Annotated in this window: 24 protein-coding genes; 4 read left to right on the top strand and 20 right to left on the bottom strand. The window is 51.8% G+C overall.

All coding sequences use genetic code 11. The features are described from left to right. Nucleotides 1-20: 20 nt before the first annotated feature. Nucleotides 21-788, bottom strand: a complete 768-nt coding sequence (locus LPB67_RS02830) for a helix-turn-helix domain-containing protein (RefSeq protein WP_410482691.1) — start codon at nt 786-788, stop codon at nt 21-23. Between the two features lie 259 nt (nt 789-1,047). Here LPB67_RS02830 and LPB67_RS02825 point away from each other — a divergent pair, with 259 nt between their 5' ends. Together LPB67_RS02825 and LPB67_RS02820 are read left to right on the top strand one after the other, a co-directional pair. Further along, entirely contained in the window at nt 1,048-1,959 is a 912-nt protein-coding gene (locus LPB67_RS02825) for a dihydrodipicolinate synthase family protein (protein WP_262835547.1), read from the top strand. Between the two features lie 189 nt (nt 1,960-2,148). Then, entirely contained in the window at nt 2,149-2,838 is a 690-nt protein-coding gene (locus tag LPB67_RS02820; RefSeq protein ID WP_262835546.1) for a GntR family transcriptional regulator, read from the top strand. A 57-nt stretch (nt 2,839-2,895) separates the two neighbouring features. Here the strand turns inward: LPB67_RS02820 and ylqF are convergent, their stop codons facing one another. Together ylqF and LPB67_RS02810 are read right to left on the bottom strand one after the other, a co-directional pair. Beyond that, nucleotides 2,896-3,840 carry a ribosome biogenesis GTPase YlqF gene (gene ylqF, locus LPB67_RS02815; RefSeq protein ID WP_262835545.1) on the bottom strand — a complete coding sequence of 315 codons (945 nt, stop codon included), beginning with the start codon at nt 3,838-3,840 and terminating at the stop codon, nt 2,896-2,898. A gap of 385 nt (nt 3,841-4,225) precedes the next feature. Further along, on the bottom strand, nt 4,226-4,768 hold the full coding sequence (locus tag LPB67_RS02810; RefSeq protein ID WP_262835544.1) for a nuclear transport factor 2 family protein: 543 nt from the start codon (nt 4,766-4,768) through the stop codon (nt 4,226-4,228). Between the two features lie 264 nt (nt 4,769-5,032). Between LPB67_RS02810 and LPB67_RS02805 the strand changes: the two genes are divergently transcribed. Continuing rightward, entirely contained in the window at nt 5,033-5,269 is a 237-nt protein-coding gene (locus tag LPB67_RS02805) for a DUF2798 domain-containing protein (RefSeq protein WP_262835543.1), read from the top strand. A 46-nt stretch (nt 5,270-5,315) separates the two neighbouring features. Here the strand turns inward: LPB67_RS02805 and LPB67_RS02800 are convergent, their stop codons facing one another. From LPB67_RS02800 to LPB67_RS02720, 17 genes are all read right to left on the bottom strand, one after another. Beyond that, entirely contained in the window at nt 5,316-6,560 is a 1,245-nt protein-coding gene (locus tag LPB67_RS02800; RefSeq protein ID WP_262835542.1) for a tetratricopeptide repeat protein, read from the bottom strand. Next, nucleotides 6,557-7,450 carry an ExeA family protein gene (locus LPB67_RS02795; protein WP_262835541.1) on the bottom strand — a complete coding sequence of 298 codons (894 nt, stop codon included), beginning with the start codon at nt 7,448-7,450 and terminating at the stop codon, nt 6,557-6,559. The genes LPB67_RS02800 and LPB67_RS02795 overlap by 4 nt, the downstream gene beginning before the upstream one ends. 2 nt (nt 7,451-7,452) lie before the next feature. Next, complete coding sequence (mshL, locus tag LPB67_RS02790) at nt 7,453-9,192, bottom strand: pilus (MSHA type) biogenesis protein MshL (protein ID WP_262835540.1); 1,740 nt, start codon at nt 9,190-9,192, stop codon at nt 7,453-7,455. 28 nt (nt 9,193-9,220) lie between these two features. Beyond that, nucleotides 9,221-9,625, bottom strand: coding sequence for an MSHA biogenesis protein MshK (locus LPB67_RS02785; protein ID WP_262835539.1), 405 nt, complete (start codon nt 9,623-9,625; stop codon nt 9,221-9,223). Continuing rightward, nucleotides 9,610-10,377, bottom strand: a complete 768-nt coding sequence (locus LPB67_RS02780) for an MSHA biogenesis protein MshJ (RefSeq protein ID WP_262835538.1) — start codon at nt 10,375-10,377, stop codon at nt 9,610-9,612. The genes LPB67_RS02785 and LPB67_RS02780 overlap by 16 nt, the downstream gene beginning before the upstream one ends. Further along, nucleotides 10,374-11,078 (bottom strand): PilN domain-containing protein, encoded by a 705-nt coding sequence (locus tag LPB67_RS02775; protein ID WP_262835537.1) that lies wholly within the window; start codon nt 11,076-11,078, stop codon nt 10,374-10,376. The genes LPB67_RS02780 and LPB67_RS02775 overlap by 4 nt, the downstream gene beginning before the upstream one ends. After that, the gene (locus LPB67_RS02770) at nt 11,075-11,986 is read right to left on the bottom strand and encodes an agglutinin biogenesis protein MshI (RefSeq protein ID WP_262835536.1); all 912 of its coding nucleotides are present in this window, start codon (nt 11,984-11,986) and stop codon (nt 11,075-11,077) included. Before LPB67_RS02770 ends, LPB67_RS02775 begins: the two co-directional genes overlap by 4 nt. 145 nt (nt 11,987-12,131) lie before the next feature. Next, a complete protein-coding gene (locus tag LPB67_RS02765; protein WP_262835535.1) occupies nt 12,132-15,275 on the bottom strand; it encodes a DUF6701 domain-containing protein in 3,144 nt (1,047 codons plus the stop codon). A gap of 264 nt (nt 15,276-15,539) precedes the next feature. Next, nucleotides 15,540-16,070, bottom strand: a complete 531-nt coding sequence (locus LPB67_RS02760) for a hypothetical protein (RefSeq protein ID WP_262835534.1) — start codon at nt 16,068-16,070, stop codon at nt 15,540-15,542. Beyond that, the gene (locus tag LPB67_RS02755; protein ID WP_262835533.1) at nt 16,051-16,914 is read right to left on the bottom strand and encodes a type II secretion system protein; all 864 of its coding nucleotides are present in this window, start codon (nt 16,912-16,914) and stop codon (nt 16,051-16,053) included. The genes LPB67_RS02760 and LPB67_RS02755 overlap by 20 nt, the downstream gene beginning before the upstream one ends. A gap of 1 nt (nt 16,915) precedes the next feature. Next, nucleotides 16,916-17,509 carry a type II secretion system protein gene (locus tag LPB67_RS02750; protein ID WP_262835532.1) on the bottom strand — a complete coding sequence of 198 codons (594 nt, stop codon included), beginning with the start codon at nt 17,507-17,509 and terminating at the stop codon, nt 16,916-16,918. Next, nucleotides 17,499-17,963: a type II secretion system protein gene (locus LPB67_RS02745; protein WP_262835531.1), complete on the bottom strand. Its 465-nt coding sequence runs from the start codon at nt 17,961-17,963 to the stop codon at nt 17,499-17,501. Before LPB67_RS02745 ends, LPB67_RS02750 begins: the two co-directional genes overlap by 11 nt. A gap of 248 nt (nt 17,964-18,211) precedes the next feature. Continuing rightward, nucleotides 18,212-18,643 carry a type II secretion system protein gene (locus tag LPB67_RS19090; RefSeq protein WP_316685064.1) on the bottom strand — a complete coding sequence of 144 codons (432 nt, stop codon included), beginning with the start codon at nt 18,641-18,643 and terminating at the stop codon, nt 18,212-18,214. Nucleotides 18,644-18,714: 71 nt separating this feature from the next. Continuing rightward, nucleotides 18,715-19,200, bottom strand: coding sequence for a type II secretion system protein (locus LPB67_RS02735; protein ID WP_262835530.1), 486 nt, complete (start codon nt 19,198-19,200; stop codon nt 18,715-18,717). A gap of 236 nt (nt 19,201-19,436) precedes the next feature. Beyond that, complete coding sequence (locus LPB67_RS02730; RefSeq protein ID WP_262835529.1) at nt 19,437-20,666, bottom strand: type II secretion system F family protein; 1,230 nt, start codon at nt 20,664-20,666, stop codon at nt 19,437-19,439. Between the two features lies 1 nt (nt 20,667). Further along, entirely contained in the window at nt 20,668-22,371 is a 1,704-nt protein-coding gene (locus LPB67_RS02725) for a GspE/PulE family protein (RefSeq protein WP_262835528.1), read from the bottom strand. A 119-nt stretch (nt 22,372-22,490) separates the two neighbouring features. Beyond that, complete coding sequence (locus tag LPB67_RS02720) at nt 22,491-23,429, bottom strand: histone deacetylase family protein (RefSeq protein WP_262835527.1); 939 nt, start codon at nt 23,427-23,429, stop codon at nt 22,491-22,493. Between the two features lie 254 nt (nt 23,430-23,683). Here LPB67_RS02720 and LPB67_RS02715 point away from each other — a divergent pair, with 254 nt between their 5' ends. After that, nucleotides 23,684-24,604: an AAA family ATPase gene (locus tag LPB67_RS02715; RefSeq protein ID WP_262835526.1), complete on the top strand. Its 921-nt coding sequence runs from the start codon at nt 23,684-23,686 to the stop codon at nt 24,602-24,604. Nucleotides 24,605-24,612: the final 8 nt, after the last annotated feature.

Here is a 24,612-nt window from a genome sequence, read left to right as displayed (position 1 = left end):
CATAGCCTTAGCAACAATGTTTAAGCCCGGCTCAGAACGACATTGCGATAATCGCTGGGCGTCATGCCCACGGTGGATTTAAACATTCTGGAGAAGGCGCTGTGATCCTGATAACCGCAGGCGGCGGAAATATCGGTGATGGTCTTGGTCGGATCGGCCAGCATCGATGAGGCCGCATCAAGCCGGATTTTGATAATCATCTGACGGGGTGTCAGCGCAAATATTTTGTGGAAATAACGCTCTATCTGCGCCACCGATAAGCCGGTCAACTGCGCCAGATCCGCCATCTGGATATTCTGGAAATAATGGCTGTGCAAGTGCCGTACCGCGGCGGCAATCTGATGATAAATCGGGTGGCGCTGGTCCGGCATCGCCAGATCGCGCGAGATGCCGGTCAAGCCGATGATCACATTATTCACGTCGCGCAAAGGCAGCTTCTTGGTCAGGCACCAGCCCGGATCCCGATTCGGATACAGATGCAGTTCCAGTTGATCGTTCAGCGCGGTATCGCCATTCAGCACCAGCTGATCCTGCTCATCGTAGTTGACCGCTAACGACGCGGGGAAAACCTGCGCTGCAGTCCGCCCTATCAATGCCGCTTTCTCTCTTTCGCCTATCCTGTTCACCAGAGTCTGATTCACCACCACGTAGCGCCCCGCCATGTCTTTGACGAAAAAAACCACATCCGGCATCGCATCAAATAGAGCTTCAGCAAAAAAGACGTCGGCAATTTCATTGGCAATTTGATGTCGCTTGGAATTAACGTCGGCGCTAGAGGCGATGGGCATGGAATCAATGAGCATGGATAGTAGCCGAAGCATTATTGAAAAAATAATTAATATTATTCATTTTACATGGAACAACTGCAACAAGATAAAAATTCAACAATATTTTAAATATCATGCAACACTTTAAATATATTGTAAATATATTTAAAGGATATTAGCATAGTCCATCGATTTTCATCTTCATCCAATGATTTACCTCGTCCCCTGAAATTTCAGAGCTAAGTAATCCACCACTCATATCAACCATCAAGGAAACAGCATGAACAACAGCAAATGGCGCGGCGTCTTCTCTGCAGTCACCACTAAATTTAAAGCCAACGAGGAGCTTGATCATGCCGAGATGGCAAAGCACTATGCCTTCCAGATCGACAGCGGCGTGCATGGACTGGTGACCTGCGGTTCGCTGGGGGAAGCCAGCACCTTGTCGTTTGATGAAAAATTGGAAGTAACCAAAATCGCTTTGGAGGTTGCGGACCAACGCGTCCCCGTTTTAGTCAATGTGTCCGAAACCCGCACCGCGAATGCCGTGCGCTTCGTCCGGCAAGCGGCCGACCTAGGTGTGCAGGGATTCATGGTGATGCCTTCAGTGCTGTATGCCGCCGATGCGCGCGAAGCCAAAGACAATCTGCGTACGATCGCCAAAGCGGCGCAACTACCGATCATGGTCTACAACAATCCCGTCACTTATAAAGTCGATCTGACGCCGGAAGATTTTCAGGATCTCGCGGATTGCGAATGGCTGGTCGCGATCAAAGAATCGACCGACAATATTCGCCGCATCACCGATCTGCGCAACGCAGTCGGCCATCGCTATCAATTATTCATGGGCGTGGATGATCTGTCGTTTGAAGGTCTGGCAGTCGGTGCGGACGGTTTGCTGGCGGGACTGGTGGTCGCGTTTCCCAAAGAAACTGTCGCGCTGTATAACTTGATGCAGGCAAAGCGTTACGATGAAGCGCTGACGCTGTATCAATGGTTTATGCCCTTATTACACCTCGATGTCTCGACCAAGCTGGTACAAAATCTGAAACTGGTTGAAGCACTCGCCGGTGTCGGCAATGAAAATGTCCGTCTGCCACGCCAGCCCTTAGTCGGCGCGGAGCGCGAACGGGTGACGGCCATCGTGCGCAAGGCTTTGGACCATCGACCCGATGTGTCTGCTTACCTCTGAGTCTGCTTGCCTTTGAGTCTGGTCAGCGCTGATTGATCGCAACATCATCCGGGGTTGGCGCAATGCCAATCTTGGATTAACAACCCGCAACCATACGAGAATTTAATAAAACACAAAATAACCAAGTAAAATTCGAAAAATTACCGATAAAATCCATACAAAATACAAAATACAGAATCCGGATGCCTGATGCTTGCCACTGCCCCTAAGCCCACACCGTCCATGCCGCTGACCTTTCCGGCACCCAAGCTGCGCGCTGCCGACATCGCCTACGATGCGATAGAAAGCATGATCGTTACTTTGCAACTCAAACCGGGCTCGCCGATCGTCGAAGCAGAATTAGTCGATATAACCGGCTTGGGCCGCACGCCTCTGCGCGAAGCACTGATGCGCATGTCATCCAACGGTCTGATCCAGCAATTGCCGCGCCGCGGCCTGATCGTCAGCGACATCGAGGCTGCCGAGCATATGACGCTGATCGAGACCCGCCGGGTGATTGAACGACTGATCGCCAGCAGTGCCGCCCGCCGGGCCACGCCCCAGCATCGCAGCGATATGGTGGAGTGCGCCAATCACATGATCATCGCCGCTAAATGCGCCGATCTGAACGCATACATGGCAGCCGACCAGGCCTTCGATCACGTCGTGCATGAAGCCTGCCGCAATCCGTCTGCGGTGGCAGCGGTGGTGCCGCTTGTGATTAAGTGTCGCCGCTTCTGGTATGCGTTTCAGCATGAAGGCGATATCGAGGAAGGAGCGCGTTGCCACCTGATGCTTGCCAAAGCAATTGCCAAGGGCAATGAAGAACAAGCGGTCAAGGCCGCAGAATCATTGATGGATTACCTGGAATCATTTGCGCGCAAAGTCATCAACGGCTGATGTCCGGCCAAGCACTGTTCAGCAAGCATCTCAGGCCATCGCCGTACAACTGGAAATTTACTGACGTGGCAGCGGGTCCAGCTCGCCCTGCTCACCTTGCGAGACATCGGTGGTTTTACCTTGGCCTAACAATACCGGCGGCACATAAGTCGCCAGCAGATGTTCGCGGCTGGCCGGCGTCTCCAGACTGATGCGTCCGAGCGCGCCGCTGCGATAATCGAGCAGCAAGGTATGTGCGGCTTTTTCCAGATCCCACTCGCCGCCCTTGAGTCGATACGCACGTTTTTTCGCTACGCCTTCGATCACGCTGACGCCATCGATGCCTTCAGTAGGGAAACCATAACGTGCAGTCAGGAACTTGGCATAATTCAGCAATAAACGCTCCGCCAGGAAGGTCGCCACTTCTTCTTCGATCAAGGCATTCACGCCGACCGCATGACTCGCCGCCAGCATCAGACCGTCGGTAGGATGCGCGATCTTCGGCCACAACATGCCCGGCGTATCCACCAGGATCATATTCTTGCCGAGATACAGGCGTTGCTGCACCTTGGTTACCGCAGGCTCATCGCCGACATTCGCCACACGTTTTTTCAGCAAGGCATTCATCAGCGTCGATTTACCGACGTTGGGAATCCCCATGATCATCATGCGCAAAGGCTTGGTCGGCACAGCGCGGTGCGGCGCCAGCGCCAGCGCCAGACCCGGCACCTTGGCGACGTCAGAGGGCTTCTTGCAGCTCAAGGCAACGGCATGCACACCCTTTTGGGCATTATAAAAATCCAGCCAGGCTTTGGTCGCATGCGGATCAGCCAGATCGCTTTTATTCAAAATCTTCAGGCAAGGACGCTGGCGAAAATTGCGCAGCTGCTCGACCATAGGATTGCAACTGGCTTGCGGAATACGCGCATCCAGCACTTCTATCACCAGATCGGTACTTTCCATGGTTTCTGCGGCTTTTTTGCGCGCAGCATTCATGTGGCCGGGGAACCATTGTATGGACATGCTTATTCTTCTTTTTGGTAAAACAAAGCGATATTGTACGGAAGTCTGCCGCCACTGCGCCGGAAGTTTCGGGATTAAGCCGATAAATATGCATTTTTAGGGGAGTATTGACTGATTTATTGCCGATTTCGCTTAATTTACAAGCGGTGAAAAATATACACCGCCCCAGTATATTCAGCTCTCAAAGAACCGGAATCAGCGGATATCGCGGCGTTTACCGGTGTCCGCCCCCGATTTGGAAAAATCGATGCGTGGAAGGCTTTAACGTAATGAGATCCGCCGTTCTTAGCGCGGCCGGGCTAAGGCTTGATCAACGCAACGATCACATTGGCAAAAATTTGATTGCAAGGGTCAGCAAAACAAGAGCGCTGATCATGAGATTTAATTACTTTTTGCTTTCGGCAGCTTCAAATTTTTTAATGCTCTCGACCACCTGATTCGCCAGTTCATTCGGCACCGCAATCGATAATTGATAGTGTTCAATCTCAAAACCTTTATCCGTTTTATGTACAACCCCGGACGCCTGGCAGATGCCCATCTGGGTGGCTAGCTGTTCATCGAACCAGAACCAGGCTTTATCGGCGGACATGCCGATGTTGCGTTTGACCGCTTTAAATGCCCAGGCGCTGGGTCGCTCGAAGGGGACTTTAGCCCAGGCCTTAAATTCATCACGGGTCCAGCGCTCGGTTTTATCGGTGCCGATATACACGCCGTTTTTAGCCAGCTTGTCGAAATACGCCAGGCGAGAATGGGCGGCATCGTCATGCCACTCATCGAGAAAAGCGTGCAAGGCGTTGACCTCGGCCGGCTGTGCGGCTTGAGATTGGCTCGCCCCAACCGCAGGCACCGGATCCGCCGCATGGACTGCGGCGGGTAAACATACTGAGGTAAACAAGATGCAAAGATAATTGAAAAATAGTTTGAGCATAATAGTGCCCTCATCGATTAAGTTAATAGGCCAGACGCAAAGCCCAGAAAATTCGTTTTATTCTGTGCCCTTTGCGTCTTGGCAGTTATTTTTTCTTTTTTGCGTAAGTTCTGATTAGATATACACTAACCAGTATCCAAGCTATAGGCTTTGGCAATCAGCCGCTTTGACAGGTCATCGCATGATCAACGCATGCCAGGATTGCCTGCTTTCAGCGTCGCCATTGACCATGACTATTCGTCGTTCAGTACAAAGGAATTTTGCATGAAAGGCCGTGTCCCTGCTCGCTTCGCACCGTTTTTATTCGGCGGCATCTTATCGATTATTATGGTATCGATCATTTCTGCCGTCGTACTGTTCGTGACTCAGGGGATGACGCCTGATTTTGCTACACGCTGGCTGAAAAGTTTTTTAAGTACCTGGCCTATCGCCTTCCCTACCGTGCTGGTAGTCGCTCCGCTGGTACGTAAATGCGTGGCTTATCTGACGGCAAGCAATTAGCGTTGTCTGCGCGGACAAGCCTGGAAACAGGCTGTCGCATGACTGTTTAGCGGGCATGTAATTGACTGATTCTTTGTTCTACATAAGCCTGCAATTCGGGACTGAGGCTATTGCTGGATTTGGCGCGTTGGAATGCATCCGTGGCGTCGCTGTTGCGTCCGTCCGCCTGCAGGGAAATCCCCAAACCCATCCACCATACGCCGCTCTGCGGATTCTTCTTCAGTGCGTTGACGTACAAATCTGCGGCTTCCTTATGATGTCCTTCGCGCTGCTGTAGCGCTGCCAGAAATGCCAGGTAGTCTGCGCGCTCTGCCGCATAACTCACGCTGCGCTGCAGGGTTTCAATCGCCGATGTAACACTGAGTTTCTCAACTTGCAAACGCGCCAGTATCATCGCCAGATTGACTTGACTCTTATCGAGCGCCAGGCCGCTTTGCAGCCAGCGTATCGCGTCTTCATGACGTTTGCTATCGATCAGTATGCTGATCAGCGATTGCCGCGCTGCTGCATGTTGCGGATCGAATTTAAGCACTTGCTCCAGACTGGCAATGGCATCGGCGTTGCGGCCCTGTTGCAGCAAACTTCTCGCTTGGCGGTATTCATTATCCGCCTGCTGTTGTGGCGTGGTTTCTTTAACGGTTTTAATCGCGGTGATAGTCGGCGCTGATGTTGGTGCCGGAGTCGCTGCCGGCACGGTGGATTGGGCATTCGATGACATTCCCGCAGCCGGATCGGGCATGGCTGCTGATGCGCTACGGCCTTCTGCAATGCCTGAAGTTCTGCCTGGCGCTTGCGAAGGTTGAAGCTCACTGCCACGCTCACGACCATGTGTATTTTTTTCCGCAATCGCCCAGCGTCCTATTGCATCCAGATCCGGGCTCATTTTTAAATGCAGCAATTGCGCGGATAAAGGCGGCAAGGCTTCGGCATTGAGCTGCTGCTCTACCTGGTTTAAGCGGGCTGATCCGGCCACTGCTTTGGCGCTGGCGTCGGCGGTCACTGCTGCTGCGGGCGGCTGTGATGCGGATAGCGCTGTTTTTTTTGGCGTTGCTGCAAGTGCCGCCGTCATGCCCTTGGTCGGTCGAATTGGTCGCCAGGCCAGCCAGAAAGCAACCCCAGCGGCTGCGACGATCAGACTTGCTAGCAGTATTTTGCGCGCCAGGCTGATACCCGCATCACGGCCAAACGGCTCATCAGGAATCGCTCTGACCGCTGCGGGACCGGTTTCAAGCGGGTTAATCGCGACGCCGCGCTTGTCCAGATCCTGCAACATTTGATTGATCAGACTCATTTGAGATATATCCAGACCGAAATAAAAGCGAGCGCCGCCAGACCCAGTGATAAGCGTGAGAACCAGTTGCGCACACTGGACAAACTGGTACTGCCAAGCGTGTCGTTAGCGGCCAGCAGAACCTGGCGTATACCGACCTGCGGTTTGCCTGCGCCAAAGCTCAGCATCAGCGCCTTGTGGGCGAGAATATTCAATAAGCGAGGAATACCGCCGCTGCTCAGGTACAGCATGCTCAGCGCGGCGCGGCTAAACAGGTTTTGCTGCTGGCAACCGGCAACAGCCAGGCGGTGTGCGATATAAACCTGTATCTCTTGCTTATTCAGCGGGCGCAGATGATAGTGAAAAGTAATGCGTTGCGCCAATTGACGGATCTCGTTACGAGCCAGCTTGACGTCCAGTTCCGGCTGCCCGAACAACACGATCTGCAGCAATTTTCGTTTTTCCGTTTCCAGATTACTCAGCAGGCGCAAGGCTTCCAGTGTGTCCAGAGGCAATGCCTGCGCTTCGTCTATGCATAGCAAGACACGCTTGCCTTGCCTGGCTAAATCGAGCAAGCGATGATTAATCGACTTGAGTAATTGGTGAGTATCCTGGTTAGCCGGCACTTCGAGTTCATCGGCCACAGCCCGCATCAGGCTGCTGGGATCAAGCAGCGGATTAGGGATATACGCGGTGACGAAATCCGGCCCCAGGGTCGTCATGAATTTACGGCATAACATTGTCTTGCCAGTACCGACTTCACCGGTAATCTTGATGAAGCCCTCGCCACTTTTTGCAGCAACCAGCAAGGTATTTAATGCGGCTTGAAAGCTGGCAAATAAAAAGAAGTAACTCGTGTCCGGTGTAATGCTAAACGGTATTTCACGCAAACCGAAGTGAGACTTGTACATAACTATCTTTTTTCTATCTGCCTATGTGGCGCCAGGCTCTGGATGCGATTCTGACTCTCCAGTATGTCTTGTTCCCAGGCGCCGTCGCCCTGCACTATAGTAGGCTTGATCAAGATCACCAGTTCGCGTTTTTGCACCACCTGATTCGTATTGCGGAACAAGGCGCCGACCAGAGGCGCGTCACCTGCCCCCGGAATCTGCGAGCGGTCATTGGTGCTGGCCTGGCGCATCAAACCGCCGATGGCGACTATCCGGCCATCCTGCCCGCGCACTACGCTGTCCGTCTCCGACACCGCGCTCGACGCCAAAGGCAGCGTCAGCGTCCCCGAGGTACCGAGATTTAAGGTTTTTTCTACCGTCGTGACATTGCTGACCGAGGGATGTACATGCAGAGTAATATTGCCGCTCTCATCAATCTGCGGCGTCACATCCAGCGCCACGCCGGAGAAGAATGGCTGCACTTCTACGCTCGAGGTCGGTGTAGTAGAACCGGTGGTCGTATTGCTCCCTGGTGTGGTCGTCACTTTGGTGACAAAAAATTCGTCTTTCCCGACTTTGAGCACGGCTTTTTGATTGTTCAATGTCGCGATACGCGGGCTGGACAAGACATGCACATTGCCTTGCGATTCTAAAAAGGACAGCAAGGCTGCAAAATTGCTGGTCTGGAAAGCCAGTCCAAACAAGGAACCGACGGCAGTACTGACTGCGCCCAGCGCCGAGCCGGCAGTCGCAGTGATGCCCGTATCTTTCGCGGAGATTGCGGTGGTACTAAGGCTAGTTCCGGGCGACACAAACCCCAAAGAAGCGCGGTTATTAGGGACTGCATTCAAAGACGCGAATGAGGCCCAGTTAATGCCCGACTGGAAGCGGTCATTCAGTTCGACTTCCAGTATCTTTGCCTCCAGGATGACCTGGCGATCTACCGAGAGTTGCGTCGCTTTCAGATACGCGCTGACATTACGCATCTCGTCCGACATCGCGCGAATCACGACCACACCGGATTGCGGACTGATCACCACCTGACGCCCTTCTTTGCCGGCACCGACGATCGTGTCCAGCGATAGTTTTAATTCTGTCCAAAAATCGCTGTTAGAAGTGGTCGTGATTTTGCTGGAATTAATCGACTGAGAGTTATTACTCTGGTTGTTCTGATTATTCTGGTTATTACCGGTACCACCCGCACTATTCCCAGTTTGTACCGAATCGGATACCGAGCCGGAGATGACACGGATATCCGATGTGCCTTTGCGACTCGATGCCAGATAACTGATCTGAAAAATCCTGGTCTGCAAGGTCAAGGGCTTGATATAAATCCGTGTCCCTTCGACCTTATATTCATAACCGTATAATTCCCTGATCGCATCCAGCGCCTCCATCAAACTGACATCTTTCAGGTTCGCAGAAATGGTGCCGGTGACATCGGGATGTACCAGCATGTTGTAGCGCGTCCCAGAGACGATGCCCATAAAAAACTGGTTAGCCGGAGCGTTGATGAAATTCAGATTAAAGCGTTCTTCCGTCGACTTCCCGACGGGAGGCAAATCGACTTTCAGTTCCGGCAGCAGCGATAAGGACACTGCTTCCGGCGCTGCCGGCTTGACTGGTACAGTCGCTGCCTTACGCATTTCTTCCCGTATCAAGTCATACGTCTCTTGCCGGGATGCAGGCGCGGCGCAACCCGCCAATCCCAACACGAGTGCCGGTAAGCCCGTAAGTAAAAGTGACGGTATGGTTTTGTTCATGCTTGTATGCCTTTAAGGTCACGCCGTATCATTTTTTTGCGTTGGTAGAAATATTACCGGAAGCGCGTTGGGGTTTTTTTTCAAAATCAGGAAATAATTTCAGTATCTGCAGCTCTTTGCCTCTGCGCAAAATCACTTCTGTATCCGTTATCTTGACCACAGTCTGATCCTCGAATTTTTCGTTTAGACCGAGTGTTTTACCGTTGATGATCGCGAGCCGGCGATGCGGTGCAATCAGCACGGTTTGCAATACCGGTCCGGCAGCGATCTCATTATTGGGACTCGATGGTAACAATAAGATGTCCGGCGGACGGGTAGGATCAGGAATAGGTTGCGCACTGGCCAGGATAGGAAAAGCCAGCAACGTCAAAGCCAACCAGCTCTTTGCTAAAGATCTGTTAACACACCTTGCCTGCGTCATAAATTGAGCCATTTTTTCTCCAGACTCAAAGTGAATAAGGTCAGCGTCATGCTGGCAGTCGGATAATGATCGACGTGGATCCTGGTCTTGCTCCAATACACCTGCTCCGGCATTTCCTCCAGTTCACGCATATACGACAGCATATCCAGATAATTACCCTGGACTACAATTTCAAATCCGTGCTTGTATATCGCTCCGCTCTCAAGATCGGTACTCGGCGGCGTCATCGCCGCCGTCGCTGTCGCGTTAGCAGGCACATTCCCACTACCATTCGCAGCAACATTGCCCGTCCCATTCAGGGCCGGTCTCAGGTTCGCATCCATCCCATCAGTGATGCTGGATACCGGCAAGGTTTTTAAGGATACGAGCTGCAATTTTTGATTGCGCTTCAAGATATTCTCTAACAGCGAAGTCATTTTTTCCGGTGCGATCAAGCCTTTTTGCAATAGCTGCATACGCTTTTCGATCTGCGCCAATTGCTGCTGCACAGCTTGTAATTTTTGTTTATTCTCTGCGTCCGGATCAATTTTTCCGATATTGATTTTTTGAACGATCTCGGACTGGATGGCAAGAATCTGTGCTTGCTCTTGCTTGATTTTTTCCGCCAGCGCTTTTTGTTTTAAGAATTGCGGATCAATAAAAAAAGTATTTGCGCCAAGTACGATCATCAACATCAAGACAAGCAATATAATGCCGCGCTCGCGCAAACTCAGTTTATCGATTTTGCCTGCCCAGCTAGACCATTGTTGCTGCAATTGCTTCATTTCGATTTGGCTCCCGATGCTTCTGCCCCATCCACCGCGCCGGTAGAGCGTAATGAGAATTCGATATACGAGGTCTGCGTTTTTGCCGTTTTTGCTATGTTTTCTATCAGCAGCGCAGTCGTTGTAACGCTCTCCTGCTTGCCAGTCTCATTGGCAGGCATTTGCATCTGCAGCGAGGAAAAACTTTTTCCCTGCAAACTATTTTCTTGCCTGAGCCGGTTCACATAGACAGGAAGCAATTCCGGCTTGAGCGCGCGCCCCTGCAATCCGATCTCGCTACCGGCGCCATCGATACTCAATCCGGTGAGCCAGACTCCGGTCGGGATCTGGCGTGCAAAAGCCAGCAGATAATTCGAATAACCGCTGGTGTTCCCAAAATCGCTTTTCTGCAGCAGCGTAAGAATTTTCTGCTTATTGTTAAGCTCTGTTTCCGCCTTCAGGATCACGCTTTCTAACTGCCTGTTTTTTTGCGGCTGTACGAGTTCTGCCCTCAATTTGCCGATCTGCGCTTCTGCATCGCGCAATTGTGCGTCGACCTGGTCTGCGTTCTTACTTAAATTGGCGGTTTGCCATAATAGATACGACATCAACAGCATCACTCCGCCAATTAACAATCCCGCAACCTGCAGCATCGTCACTGCCGAAAACACCATGTTTTGCTTCAGGAACTGAGGATTAAAAAGATTGATCTGCTGACTCATAACACCGTCTTTTCATGACGTAATGCCGCACCGATCGCCAGAAAAAAAGCTTGCTGATTCTCTTGTTGCGCTAATGCCGGTATTTTGGAGATATCAAGAATATCGGCGAGATCAAGTGTTTCTACCGCCATATAAATATTGGCGGCGAGATACGCCTGCAAATCTCTGGACACAGCCTCATCCAAGGGTGCCAGCACTAACTTGGACGTGGTGATAAAGGTGTGTTGCCGGTCGAAATTATCGAGTGAGCGCTGCAGCTCAAGCGCAACACGCTCGTAGACTGCACTCCTGGCTTCACTGTCTTTGGTCTGTAATTGCTGCAGGCTGACATCAATTCTGCGTGACAAATACAACTCGCCCGCATAACTGACGGTCAACAAACCTCCGCTATGATCAAACGACAATAAGGCGAGACCACGGCTCTCCGGCTCCAGCAGTACGGACACATTACGTTGCGCGAGGTCCGGAATATCGATGACTTTCAGTGCGATGCCTGCCGCCGCGAATACCGCCTGACGTTCTGCAATCAACTGATTGCGGGCGGCAACGGCATAGAGCGAATGTGCCCGCCCTTGCATTGCCTTGTCGGCAGGTACATCGAGGACGTCGATGGTGGCATCGTCAATGTGATAATCCAGCATATCTTTCAGACGCCAGCGCATGGCGCTTTTCAGCTCATCCGGCGGGACATTCGGCGACTCGACAGAAAATAATTGGAATTCGCCATGTGACAGCAACAGGCTGCATTGATAGTTTTGCGCGTTCACTTGTTTCTTTAGATTTTTGAGCGTCTCGGTCTGATTGATTGCATGAGGAATTGAGACCAGTATTTCCACTACCGGCTTGCCGCCGGAATGTCGTGTCACGTAGACGACACGCACACAATCGTGTTCCAGACTGATTGCCATCCATCCTGCATATTTCTTGTTTTTTGCAAAAAATCTCATCCACAGAACCCAAAGAATTGTTTTGCTTGAAGTTAAGTTAATAACGGACCGGTGTCAATCAATGATGCGCAAAAATGACGCACTAACGACGTTCTGCCGGTGTCGCTTAGTGATTTTCACGTAAATAGATGAATTCACTGGCGTTCTTGTAAATGCCGAAAGTTGCCCTTGCCTTTGGATTGTCCACACCGCTGCCCAGCCAATTGTATTTAAGCCAGGGTAAATTAGCCGTCGTCGCAGCGGGCCCCGATGCACCGACTGCAACACATCGGTTCCCGGTCGCAATGCTATCCAGATTCAAGGTCAAGTCGGTCCAGCCGAAATTGCCGCTACCGGGCGCACTCAATTTAGCACTCTGATTGGGTGGGACACCCGATACTGTTATCGCCGTCTCGCATGCGGCCAGTTGATTTTTGGTACTCGCTGCAAAATACGTAAAAGCAAAATCGCTGGCGGCAATACTGCTGCAGCTATCCAAGGCGTTAAGATTCCAGCCCGATGCCGCATTCCAGTATTCGAGACGCAATGGCACTGGCAGAGGTAATAATTCCGTGCCCGATGCATTCGATAATTTCAGGCGTCCATAGCGCATTTTGGTGTTGGCGATTTTGACGGCTTTGCAAGCGCCGGCGGCACTGCTGCTGGTGCCGGCCGGATCGGCTGTGCAGCCAGGATTGGTGGCGTCCATATCGCGATCCCAGAGGGGGATCGCATCGGTCGGATCAGTTACCCCCAGGCCGATAGACAGCGCATCGTACGGTCCATCGGGAGCAGCCAACCGGGAAAATTTATTCGCGACAAAAGAATAAGCCCCAGTGACCCAGGCTGGCGAAGGAACCGGCACTGCCAAGCGGCTTAGCGCAACCGGACTGGTGTTGTCTAACATCTGCGCAGTGATCGCCGCCCTGCCAAACAAATCCCGATAATTCGCAGTTTTCACATTATTGAAGTTGCGTGCCTCTACCGTAACCGCAAGATTAAAGGACTGATCCATATAAATGAATCCACCGGCAGCACAAAAGCCATTAAAAGTAGCGGGCTTCACCACCGAAAAGTGGTCGGGAATAAATCGTCCAAACGATTTCGTTGAAGTATTCCCGATCGAACAACCATAGCGACCGCTCGCATCGATCACGTCCGACAGATAGGCGTTGTTTGTGGTGGAGGTCACGCAGTCACAGGTATTGGTCGCGGCACAGTTAGCCGGTGTAAGGTCGACATTGGTGAAGCTATCGTCACGAAAACTGCCCGGGCCGGCATACAGATAACCGACTTCTGAGTAGCTCGCGTTATTGCTGACGCCAACAGCATTGGTGCCTATCACCAGATTGGTAGAGGTATTGGCGTTATACAGATTGCCGACTGCACCACCATTCTGTTGTGCGGCACTGGCTGGATCCTGCGCTGTAAGCCTGGAGGTATCCAGGACCAGATTGCCGGTATAAGTTGCCGGATTGGCGCTAGCGCCGAGAGTGAAAGGCACGCCGGCCTTAATGACAGTCGGATCGGTGGCGGAAGGTGGCGTAGCCAGAGCGGTCGTATTCAAAACAGGCGCTGAAGGCCGGACTGCAAAATCGTCCGACGAGCAACCATAGACGTTCTGGTTCAGATTCTGGTCATTTACCCTGCAGCGCAGTTTTTTATAAGATTGTGGAAGATTAAAGGGCATCGATAATGTCTTGCGTCCTTTATCGCTGGCAGCAAAAGTAATTGGCTGACTAGCCACAGGCGAACTGTAATCACCGCATTGTGCCTGCGGCACCGTATCATCAAAAAGCTCGACGTCGACATTAGAAGTCGCCGTATAGTTAATCGCCTGCGAGCCATCGGCAAGCAAGGCGACTACATCGAATTTAAAATTATTGCCTGCCAGTTTGGTGTAAAGCGGATTCCTGGCTGCCGGATTGAGTGTCAAATTATTATAGGGTAGCTGGATGGGAGTACCTGTTTCCATGCATTCAAAATTGGCGACGCAAGGCGTATTGCTGAAAACAATCGCACAACTATTTGAATTGGTATCGGTGGTATAGCACTTGATGCCATTTAAAGGGACCGAACTCAAACTGCCGACACCTAGCACATAGGCGCCGCCGGGTGCGGTCGCTTGTAAAACAACCGTTGCAGAGGGAGCGCCCGATCCAAGGGTAAACGTAGTGGGTGTTGCAGTAACCGCGGGCGACGCCGGCGTCGCGGTCAAGCTGCCGGTCAGCGTCCCCGTATTGACATAATCGCTCGCATTACAAGGTACGCCAGCGGTCTTGCAAGCGAGTACCGTGACATTCTCTGGACATAAGCTGCCGGCACTATTATGTTGAATTTCAAGATGATCGTAAGGAGGCACGGCAGGTGAGCCAATCACAAAGTCGTAACTGAAGGTATAGGTGCCCGGCGCGATAAAGTCATATTCGATACCTATCCCGGTATCCTGATAGGTGGTCGCAATCGTGTCGTTCATGGAAGCGTTCTGTAAGACTGAACAGGTATTACCGGTAAAAAAAGTACTCCACCCCGAGGCACAATAATGCGAGAACGACAGCCCGCTGCGTTCACGGAACGACTCCACTATGCTCACACCGTTGGGGATACTGGTACTCGAGGTACAGGTAGTCCCCGGAGGTGGATAAGTACCGACCACCAGCGAGGCGCCGCCTCCGCCATATTTAACGCCGCAACCATTATCGCTACCGCCTAAATAAGTGTCGAACACGTGGTAATAGCGAACAGGATTGGCGACGCTGACAGCGTATCCGAGCGGTATCACCAGCGTCACTTCGGCCGTCATGAAGTCCAAGGGCGTGGTGTACTTCCACACCACAGTTACCTGCGGTCCAGAGGTAATACCAAAATTTCCGGTCGCAGTTTGCTGCACACCAATTGAAGATGGATTGGCTGGAGTTGTTGCTGAAATGGAATAAGTGTTGAACATACCACCCGTCGGTGTAAATGCAGTTACGTTATGCCCAGGTCCATACACCTTGCCATTCGCCCGCAAAAAAATACCGTTATCCAGACTGGTGCTGGGAGGAACGGCGGTCGGATTGTATACCTGCCCGGTGTTATTGAGCCGCTTGACCTGGATATGCGTCGTGTCTTCGATGTAAAAATGCAAGCCGTTGCTGGCGCTGGTGCCGCCGGTATTATTAAATTCGATCGTTGCCGCCAATGCAGTAGTCGCTCCGGCACACGACAGCAGTAAGCTCATGGCGCACAGAATGAATCCATAAAAGATCCGCTTGATTTGACGATTCATTTCGACCCACTTTCAATTTCACTTTGCCATCAGCAATGACAAATTCGCGATACTGTTTGCTTCCATTTGAAATAACAGCATTTAATTTACATCAATTTCCAAATACGATTGCGCAATATACATGCGTCTTACAGACCATTTTCATGCTAACAGGCGCATGAATACTGCGTCTGCCTGTTGCATTATGTGTTGTGATACAGCCGCCGTTTCGCTGTACGGCCGTCAGCAAGCGCCCGAACCAGAATCGATGTACCCAGCCTTAACTTAACAACTCGCACCATTCGCTACTTTACGGCAGGTATTCACAGTTGCTGCTATTTGTCGCTCTACCGAATTCACTGCCGGCGCCGTTCCAAACGTCGCCGTCGAGGTGATCTGATAGACCGTGATCAGATTGCCGCCTTCCGGCAAGCTGGTGCTTTGGCACTGTACTTTGACGGTAAATTTATTCAGACCGCCGGCCAAAGTCGTGATGTTCGCCGGCGTCGCAGGACACGCATACTGAGTCGTAAATGATCCCGACGCGGGATTGGTATTTTCTGGATACATGATCTGATACGTACCCCATTCGATGCCCGCCTTGGCGGCCTGATAGGCTTTGCTGCCGAATAAATCCTGGGTCGAATTAGCCTGTTCCATGGTCGATAATGAGAGCATAAATGTGCCCAGGGCAGACAGGATGACCAGTAAAAAAATGGCGGCTACCAAAGAAAAACCCTGCGCGCAGAGCGCCTTCGCGGGCAAGGCCAGGCGATGCGGTTGCCGGGATATCGGTTTAGGGTACATTGCTGACATGGACATCATGATAAAGCGTGACGGTTTCATTGCTCTTGGTGATGCCCAGCCGTATCGAGACCAGACCTGTGCGCGATGTCACTCCAGAGGTAAAGGCAAAACTGCAGCTACTTACATTTTCGGCCAATACCGGGGTAGTAGCCGTCACAGTGGGGCAGACACTGACCGTTGGATTGATTCCATAGCCGGAAAACCGATATAAGCGGCCTTGACCATTACCCGCGGCATCGATGCCTGTGAGTTTACAGGCATAAAATACCGCTTGTTCGGTGCCGGAAATGACATGAAAGCGGCTGGCAGGCGAGGTAAAAGGAAATAACTTAGCCGGGGACAGCGTGATCTGGGTCGACGTCGCACTGCCAGCACTGGACGCGACCACGCCGGAGTTGTCGCTGTTGTACGCATCGGCACCAGGAATACCCAGGTTGTAAATGACCAGGCGATCGCCCGCAACCGGTGCTGCGCTTAGCGGACCAATGGTCTCGACAATGGAGGTAGCCACTGCGGTATCCACCACATTACCCGGCACATCGGCACGATAACGCCCGCCGGTTTTAGTCGGTAAAAATTCCAGGCAACTGGTATCGCTTGCCACGGTTCGGACACTATTCGGCAAGGCCAGATGCAGGTCGCGTGAAATCCGCCTGACCGAGGTATCGGCAATATCACTCAACTCGGTGCGTCGCGCCAGGTCAAAATAACCCTGTACCGGCTTTTGTATAAACACGGCGACCCCCGCCGCCAATATGCCGGTAATCGTCATGACGATGATCGCCTCGGCCAAGGTAAAACCTTTCTGGCGCGGGGAATTAAGCGAGTGACTAAGCCGGCGGCGATTTCTCATATCAAGGCACCGCCCTTGGCGCGTAACGCAAACGATAACCGGTCAGAAGTATGGTATTGGCAGCCGGATCCTTGACCGTCACATCGATCTGCAAGGCGTCATTGTTATTCGCTGCCGGCAGGCCAAATACCGCAGCGCCAACTTGTGAGATGAGGACTTTAGCGGTGTAGCCGGTGGTGCCGACTGCGTTACCGCTTATGTCGTAAATCGTGGTGGGTAAATCCAGGGTATGGTAATCCGCGACATTGTTCGCAATGCGAGGCGTACCGGCAGCATTACTGACTCTGGCGCTGGCCGGCAGTACGTCTTCCGAGTTCGCGGCACCGCCGGTACAGCCAGCAGTACTGGTTGCCGAACTGGCATTAGCATCGCTGGGCAGGCAGAACGTAAATGCCTGCAATTCAATTTCTTCCAACAGGGATTCGCCTATCGCAATAGCCTGTTTGCGCAACATCGGATCGGCACTGGCCTTGCTCGTCACATTCATCACGGACAAAATACCGGTCATGGCCAAACCGACGATCACGATAAACATAATCAGCTCGACCAGCGAGATTCCTTTTTGCCTGATAACAGCGCGGACACTAGTGGACATAACCGGTGTCGCTTTCTATTGTCATGGTTCTGGTACTGCCGTCTCCCGTTACCCCTAAAGTTAACGTGCTGGCAAAATTCGGCTTACCCAGTGCATTAAAGGAAAAAAGCGCAGACCCGGTAAAGCTGATGCCGCTCGGTGCCGACTGAATAAATTTTTTCTGGTCCGCCGGATTTAATACGGCGTCTGCCAGAACAGCATTCGCGCAAGTGACCGTCGAGATATACAACAAGCAAATATCTCCTGCAGCCGAATCTACCCGGACAAACACATCTTTACGCTGCGCAATCGCCACTTTTTGCGCATAGCGCACCATGCTTCGACTCTGGTCAAAAAAACCACGTGCATCAAAGGTTTTCTTATCGGTAAAACGGGGAATAAGCGTGACGGACAGAATACCGACCAACAGCAGTACCATGATCATCTCGATCAGGGTAAACCCCGCGGCAGTCATTGAAGTCCGAAATATGTTGGCTCGCATAATCAGGTCGCTTACCAAGTTGAATTGCATGAACCGGACGGTATACCTGAAAATCGGTCAAATAGGGCAGTATTTGGTTTTACGCCGCGTTTAGGCTGCGAATGGCATACCAGATATCGAAATGTGACTCAAACCTACGCAACGTCAAATCGATAGCAGGCATGAACTTCAAAAAATTCATGCCTGTATATCAATCATTGATTGCGATAAGAATCGTAAAATCAGGTGCCGGTAATTGCGTAGGAAAATGGTACGCCTGCATTGGTGCCATCACCATATACCGCATTACAGGTAGCAGGAGCACTTGTCGCTGCCGCAGTATCGGTAACGATATACAGTGATTTTGCCACCGTTGGCGTTGGTAAGGCGCCCACTATCAAAGTAACTGAAGGATTAAGTAAGCCTCCCGCATCAGAACACTTCGCCACTTTGACGCATACATTTGCTGTCACCGCAAAATTTTTCGCAGCACAACCGGCATAATTGATGCCCGCTGCCGCGCTGAGCGCCCCGCCGTATCCTGACGCGACAGAGGCGTTCGCATCGGTTCTGAGATCGACGAACTTAGGCAATGCGGTCGCAGCTAAAATACCGAGAATCACGATCACCATCACTAATTCAATAAGGGTAAAACCCGATTGTTGCTTATGCATTTTTATCTCCTTTAGATATATTTAAAAACTTGCCAAGAACATTGCATCAGCACGTCTCGATGATTCAATGGTTAACAATTTGCTGCGGTAACGCCTGCATTACTGTAGGTCGGCGCCGATCCGGCTGCTGCTGGTACCGTGTAAGTCACAGTGCAAGCAGAATGTGCCGCATCGGGCGTCACTGTAAATACAGTCGCAGATGTCGCTACCGGTACGTAATCAGGCAAGGCAACGCCAGCCGACGTTGTAAATCCTGCGGCATGTCCAATCGACGCCAGGTCGCTGGTCGGATAGCCGTTTGCCATGACTATGGTTGAGCCTTCCATCACCACCGAAGTACCGGCACCTAATTGTTGCGTTAATTGAATCGAGTGCGCCAACACGGCAGCCGCCTTGATAGTGCCCAAAGCGCCATTCATTTTTGCCATGCGTGCGTCGGTTTGCAGCGCAGCGAATCTCGGCAGCGCCAATGCCGCCAGAATGCTGACGATAGTAATGACGACGATCAGTTCTATCAATGTAAAGCCGTTCTGTCTTTGATACCTTGTGATGTTCATTTATGCTCCGACTCTTTCGTCTATCCATATTTTTGAGAAATAAGTAAAATTCTCAATCACTTATATTGAGATTAGCATTACCCCATCGCAATAGTAACAAACAAATGTAAAAGATTATTACCTGAAAATGCTTAAACAGCCGCACTGGTTGTCTTAGCATACAAATTACAACATATCTGCGTAAAAATCCGTCTTATCCGCTATTAAACGAGTACTCCGTTTGCTTATCTCGCGTCCTAGCGTTTAAGCGCGACCTTACCCAAATCCCAGATCGGCAAGAAAATCCCCAAGGCCAGAATCAGTACCAGCACGCCGAGACCCACAATCAGAATTGGCTCGATATTGGCCGACAAAGTTTTCAATTCGTACTCGACGTCATGCTCATACATGCTGGCAATCTCGTCCATCAAGTCGTCGATCTCGCCAGTCTCTTCACCTACCGCGATCATCTGCAAGACCACGGGCGTAAATACGCCGGCCGCTGCCGCCGTTCGCAAAATACTCTCGCCGCGTTCGACCCCATCGCGCATTTGTTCAATACGCATCGCGATATAATGGTTATCGACCGTTTGTGCCACAACATTAAGGGCTTGCACAATAGGCACCCCACTTTTGCTGGATAAGGCGAAGCTGCGTGCAAAGCGGGCCAAGGTCCCTTTCAAGATAATTCTGCCGACAATCGGGATTCTTAATTTAAATTTATCCCATTGATACCGACCGCCCGGACTTGCTACAAACATCCTGAAAGCAAATATGGCAACGATAGCTGTCGCCAGTAACATGACCCAATACTGCACCATGAAATTGGACACCCCAAGCAAGATCCTGGTCATAAAGGGGAGCTCGGCGTTAAATCCGGCAAATACTTTAGCGAAAGCAGGTATCACGAAAATGTTGATGACGATCATCGCAAGCACCATCGCGATCATGACGAACATCGGGTAGCGCAGCGCCGACTTGACGCGCTCCGACATTTCTCTTTCAAACTCCAGATGCGCATATAGGCGGATAAAAATATCTTCAAGCTGCCCGGTCATTTCGCCGACCCGCACCATACTAATATAGAACGATGAAAATACCCCGGGGTGACGCCGCATGGCCGCGGATAACTCACGTCCGCCATCCAGCGCCTCGCGTAAATCCTGAATCACCCGGGCGAAGGCCTTGTTGATGGCGGATTCCTGCAAACCGGCCAGACCTCGCATGATAGGCACACCGGATTTCAACAGCGTGTATAGCTGGCGACTAAAAAGCTGGACATCGATGGAGAGTATTTTCGGTTCGGTGATTTTGCTCCACCAACCCGTCTGTTCGCCTCGGACAGGCTGACTCGTGACACTGATTTGTATCGGCGTCACGCCGGTATTAAATAATTGACTCGCCACCGCACCGCTGTCGGCACTCTCCAGCACGCCCTCAACTAACTCACCGCGGCTATTCCTGGCTTTATAGGCAAAAAACGGCATGCTATTCCTCTAGTTGATTGCTTATTCGCATCGCTTCGGCGATCGAGGTTTTGCCGGTGATTGCCAGTTCGACCGCATGCTTTCTCAGAGTCTGCCCCCCCATCTGCTGCTGCCCGACTTTGATAAAACTGGCAGGATCGCCGTGATTCGCTGCATCGGCCACCGCTTGCGTCACCTCCAGCAATTCATAAACGCCAACCCTGCCCCGATAGCCGGTACCGTTGCAGTGACTGCAACCACGACCTTTTTGAAAAGTATGAATATCCACGCTATCGGCAAGTTCCTGTTTCAGCCACTGTCTCTCGGTAGGATTGGGGGACTCAGGCTGGCTGCAACTTTCACAAATTACCCTGACCAGCCTTTGCGCCAGCACTGCCTGCAAAGAACTGCCCACCATGAAGCGAGGCACTCCCATATCCATCAAACGGATAGGCGTACTGACTGCATCGTTTGTATGCAAAGTAGATAACACCAGGTGGCCGGTCATCGCTGCCCGCATGCCGATTTGCGCGGTTTCCTGATCGCGCATTTCGCCCACCAGCAACACATCAGGATCTTGCCGCAAACTCGCGCGCAATACCCGCGCAAAGCTCAAATCAATCTTGTCGTTAACCTGCACCTGATTAATGCCCGGCAGGCGGTATTCAACCGGATCCTCTACCGTAATCAGCTTACGGCCTTCGGTATTTAACTCAGACAAGGCGCCGTATAAAGTGGTGGTTTTACCGCTGCCGGTGGGCCCGGTGACCAGCACCAATCCATTCGGTCGCTGGATGATCGAGCGAAAGCGTGCCAGCATCGGTTTGGGCATGCCGATGCGTTCGAGATTCAGTGTGCCGCCACTTTGATTCAGCAGGCGCATGACGACGGATTCGCCATATTGCGTCGGCATGGTAGAGATACGGACGTCAATCTGCTGCTGTCTGACTTTGATAACGAAGCGGCCATCCTGAGGTATGCGCTTTTCTGAGATATCCATATCGGACATCAATTTCAAACGCAGGGCTACGGAAGGTGCAATCTTGATATCGGTTTCGGTTTGCAAATGTAAAACACCGTCGATACGAAAACGTATTTGCAAACGTTTTTCTTGTGGTTCTATGTGAATATCTGAGGCCCGTATCTGAGTTGCATCATCGAATACCGACTGCAATAGTTTTACAACCGGCGCGTCCTCCATGCCAGGCGTGGCGCTCAGCATGCCAAAATCGATATGCGTATCGCCTAGCTCTTGCTCCAGCTCGCGGGCCAGACCAGAGATTTCATCGGTGCGACGATATACCTGGTCAATCGTCGACAATAATTCTGTTTCGTTGATCACCGCCAGCACTATAGGCGTTTTGACGATACGCGTGATCTCGTCATAAGCGAACAGATCGGTGGGATCCGCCATCCCTATCAGGATGGCATTGCCCTGATGCTCAAGTGCCAGCGCACGGAAGCGGCGTGCCTGAATTTCGGGCAGCAGTTTAACGATACCTGGGCTAAGATTGTATTGCTTAAGATTGATATATTGAATATTCAGTTGCCTGGCGAGAGCGCCTGAAATTTGCGCTTCTGTGACAAATCCGTTTTCTACAAAAACTTTACCGAGTTTCCTGCCGCTACGTTTTTGCTCGGCCAGTGCTATTTGAAGCTGTTCTTCCGACATCAACTTTTGTTGCAGCAAGATCTCCCCTAACCGGACTTTTTCTGGTCTTGCCATTCGTCTTCCTTTCAAGGGGTTTCGTTGCGGGAGAAATGCGCCCTACTCTACACAAGCCGGGGGATGCTTGCAAAGTCTTTCGCCACAAAATGTCGCGAGAATCACATCCAGACCTCAACTCAATCCAATTCAGCCAATACCTTGAGATGTGCAACGACACTGCGACCAAGTGCCGACAAGTTGTAACCGCCTTCCAGACAGCTGACGATCCGGCCTTGCGAATACTGCTTCGCAATACCCATGATCTGCCGCGTGATCCAGCTGTAATCGGCTTCGACCAAGCCCATCTGTCCCATATCATCTTCTTTGTGCGCATCAAATCCGGCAGAGATAAAAATCATTTCCGGTTGATGCTGATGGAGTGCCGGCAGCCAGCGTTCAGTAATCGCCTGACGCACCACGTCACCATAACTGTGCGCCGGAATCGGCAGATTGATCATATTGACGGCGGGATGGCCGGTGCCGGTATAGGGATAAAAAGGATGCTGAAAAAAACTGACCATGAGCACGCGCGGATCGTCACGAAAGGCTTCTTCGGTACCGTTGCCGTGATGGACATCAAAATCGACGATGGCGACGCGTTTGAGCCCATGTACTTCGATCGCATGTTTGGCGGCAACCGCAACGTTGTTGAACATGCAAAACCCCATGGCCTCACGCGGCGTCGCATGATGCCCGGGCGGGCGGATCGAGCAAAAAGCGTTTTCCAATTCACCGGCAATGACAGCATCGGTCGCGGCAATCGCCGCCCCTGCTGCACGCAAGGCAGCGCGCCATGTGTAGGCGTTGAGCATGGTGTCCGCATCGAGCGGGAAATGCGGATGCTCGGAATCGATGGCCGGACAGTTTTCCCGGATCCGGTAAATGGCATCGTCGGTATGCACCCGGGCCAGGTCTTTTTCATCGGCTGCCGGTGCTTCACGAAATTCCAGCAGGCTATCGATACGACTCGCAATCAGCTGATCCTCGATGGCTTGCAGGCGCTCGGGGGATTCGGGATGCCATGAACCCATCTCATGGCGCTTGCAGTCGGCGTGGGTATAGAACGCAGTAGTCATTGATTTGTTGTCGTTATAGGATTGGCGGCGATATTCCGGCGAACGCTAGCTCAGCGTCAGGTAAATTGCGCGCCTCCTAAGTAAATTAGTGCATCTCCGCATACAAGTGTCACCCTATTTAGCGCTTTTTGCAAATCGCTATTGATGACATCGCTTATTCATGCCAGCGATGATGCTGCGTCAATACAGAATGACTTGATTCGGTTTACACTAGGGCCTGCTAACATTCTTCGACCGACCCAACAGGGCATCCCATGTTTTCTAAAGTTCACGCCGTTGCAAAACAAGTCAATCAAGTCATCATTGGTAAAGACCAACAGATACGCCAGGCGCTGGTTTGCCTGCTGGCAGGCGGTCATTTGCTGATAGAGGACGTACCCGGCGTAGGCAAAACCACGCTGGCACATGCACTGGCGATTTCCCTTGGCCTGCAATTTAATCGCCTGCAATTTACCAGCGACCTGCTGCCTGCAGATATCGTCGGCATCTCCGTGTTCGATCGTGAAAAGAGCCAGTTTATCTTCCATCCCGGCCCGATCTTCACCCAGGTGCTGCTGGCAGACGAAATCAATCGTGCAACACCTAAAACGCAATCGGCCTTATTGGAAGCAATGGAAGAACGTCAGGCCAGTGTCGAAGGGAAAACCCGCCCGCTCCCATCACCTTTCTTTGTAATTGCGACCCAGAATCCCACGCATCAGGTCGGCACTTTCGCCCTGCCGGAATCGCAGCTTGACCGTTTCCTGATGTGCCTGTCGCTCGGTTACCCGGATGCAGCCGCAGAGCGCGCTTTGCTGATGGGTGAAGACCGCCGGATTTTGCTGCAAAATTTACCGGCCGTGATGCGCGCGGATGAACTGGTCGAAGCACAAAAATTATTACGCCATATTCATACCTCGCCGTCCCTGATCGACTACGTCCAGTCGCTGGCGCATGCAACGCGTCAAGGCGATATTTTTGCGGACGGCATGAGTCCGAGGGCGGCGATTGCCTTATTGCAGGCGGCCCGCGCCTGGGCGGCATTGGAAGGACGCGATCATGTGATCCCGGAAGATATACAAGCAGTATTGATACCGGTAATAGCGCATCGTTTGCGCCCACTCAAATCGGTGAATGGAAAAACCAATGCGAGCAGTGATTTGTTGCAGCAATTAATGCTGCGCGTTGCGGTTTAAGGGTCTGC

Origin of the sequence: Undibacterium sp. Jales W-56, assembly GCF_025548535.1 — a bacterium.
In the GTDB taxonomy this organism is placed as follows: Bacteria; Pseudomonadota; Gammaproteobacteria; order Burkholderiales; family Burkholderiaceae_D; genus Undibacterium.
The sequence above is the reverse complement of the archived record's forward strand: the minus strand, read 5'-3'. Positions and strand labels throughout refer to the sequence as shown.

Bases quoted from the DNA above. Each gene is read 5' to 3' on its own strand.
- LPB67_RS02725 (WP_262835528.1), bottom strand. From the start codon at position 22,371: ATGGCAAGACCAGAAAAAGTCCGGTTAGGGGAGATCTTGCTGCAACAA.
- LPB67_RS02770 (WP_262835536.1), bottom strand. From the start codon at position 11,986: ATGGCAATCAGTCTGGAACACGATTGTGTGCGTGTCGTCTACGTGACA.
- LPB67_RS02730 (WP_262835529.1), bottom strand. From the start codon at position 20,666: ATGCCGTTTTTTGCCTATAAAGCCAGGAATAGCCGCGGTGAGTTAGTT.
- LPB67_RS02800 (WP_262835542.1), bottom strand. From the start codon at position 6,560: ATGAGTCTGATCAATCAAATGTTGCAGGATCTGGACAAGCGCGGCGTC.
- LPB67_RS02820 (WP_262835546.1), top strand. From the start codon at position 2,149: ATGCTTGCCACTGCCCCTAAGCCCACACCGTCCATGCCGCTGACCTTT.
- LPB67_RS02805 (WP_262835543.1), top strand. From the start codon at position 5,033: ATGAAAGGCCGTGTCCCTGCTCGCTTCGCACCGTTTTTATTCGGCGGC.
- LPB67_RS02810 (WP_262835544.1), bottom strand. From the start codon at position 4,768: ATGCTCAAACTATTTTTCAATTATCTTTGCATCTTGTTTACCTCAGTA.
- LPB67_RS02755 (WP_262835533.1), bottom strand. From the start codon at position 16,914: ATGAGAAATCGCCGCCGGCTTAGTCACTCGCTTAATTCCCCGCGCCAG.
- LPB67_RS02785 (WP_262835539.1), bottom strand. From the start codon at position 9,625: ATGGCTCAATTTATGACGCAGGCAAGGTGTGTTAACAGATCTTTAGCA.
- LPB67_RS02760 (WP_262835534.1), bottom strand. From the start codon at position 16,070: ATGTCAGCAATGTACCCTAAACCGATATCCCGGCAACCGCATCGCCTG.
- LPB67_RS02775 (WP_262835537.1), bottom strand. From the start codon at position 11,078: ATGAGTCAGCAGATCAATCTTTTTAATCCTCAGTTCCTGAAGCAAAAC.
- LPB67_RS02765 (WP_262835535.1), bottom strand. From the start codon at position 15,275: ATGAATCGTCAAATCAAGCGGATCTTTTATGGATTCATTCTGTGCGCC.
- LPB67_RS19090 (WP_316685064.1), bottom strand. From the start codon at position 18,643: ATGCATAAGCAACAATCGGGTTTTACCCTTATTGAATTAGTGATGGTG.
- LPB67_RS02750 (WP_262835532.1), bottom strand. From the start codon at position 17,509: ATGTCCACTAGTGTCCGCGCTGTTATCAGGCAAAAAGGAATCTCGCTG.
- LPB67_RS02825 (WP_262835547.1), top strand. From the start codon at position 1,048: ATGAACAACAGCAAATGGCGCGGCGTCTTCTCTGCAGTCACCACTAAA.
- LPB67_RS02745 (WP_262835531.1), bottom strand. From the start codon at position 17,963: ATGACTGCCGCGGGGTTTACCCTGATCGAGATGATCATGGTACTGCTG.
- LPB67_RS02830 (WP_410482691.1), bottom strand. From the start codon at position 788: ATGCCCATCGCCTCTAGCGCCGACGTTAATTCCAAGCGACATCAAATT.
- LPB67_RS02720 (WP_262835527.1), bottom strand. From the start codon at position 23,429: ATGACTACTGCGTTCTATACCCACGCCGACTGCAAGCGCCATGAGATG.
- LPB67_RS02735 (WP_262835530.1), bottom strand. From the start codon at position 19,200: ATGAACATCACAAGGTATCAAAGACAGAACGGCTTTACATTGATAGAA.
- mshL (WP_262835540.1), bottom strand. From the start codon at position 9,192: ATGAACAAAACCATACCGTCACTTTTACTTACGGGCTTACCGGCACTC.
- LPB67_RS02795 (WP_262835541.1), bottom strand. From the start codon at position 7,450: ATGTACAAGTCTCACTTCGGTTTGCGTGAAATACCGTTTAGCATTACA.
- LPB67_RS02780 (WP_262835538.1), bottom strand. From the start codon at position 10,377: ATGAAGCAATTGCAGCAACAATGGTCTAGCTGGGCAGGCAAAATCGAT.
- LPB67_RS02715 (WP_262835526.1), top strand. From the start codon at position 23,684: ATGTTTTCTAAAGTTCACGCCGTTGCAAAACAAGTCAATCAAGTCATC.
- ylqF (WP_262835545.1), bottom strand. From the start codon at position 3,840: ATGTCCATACAATGGTTCCCCGGCCACATGAATGCTGCGCGCAAAAAA.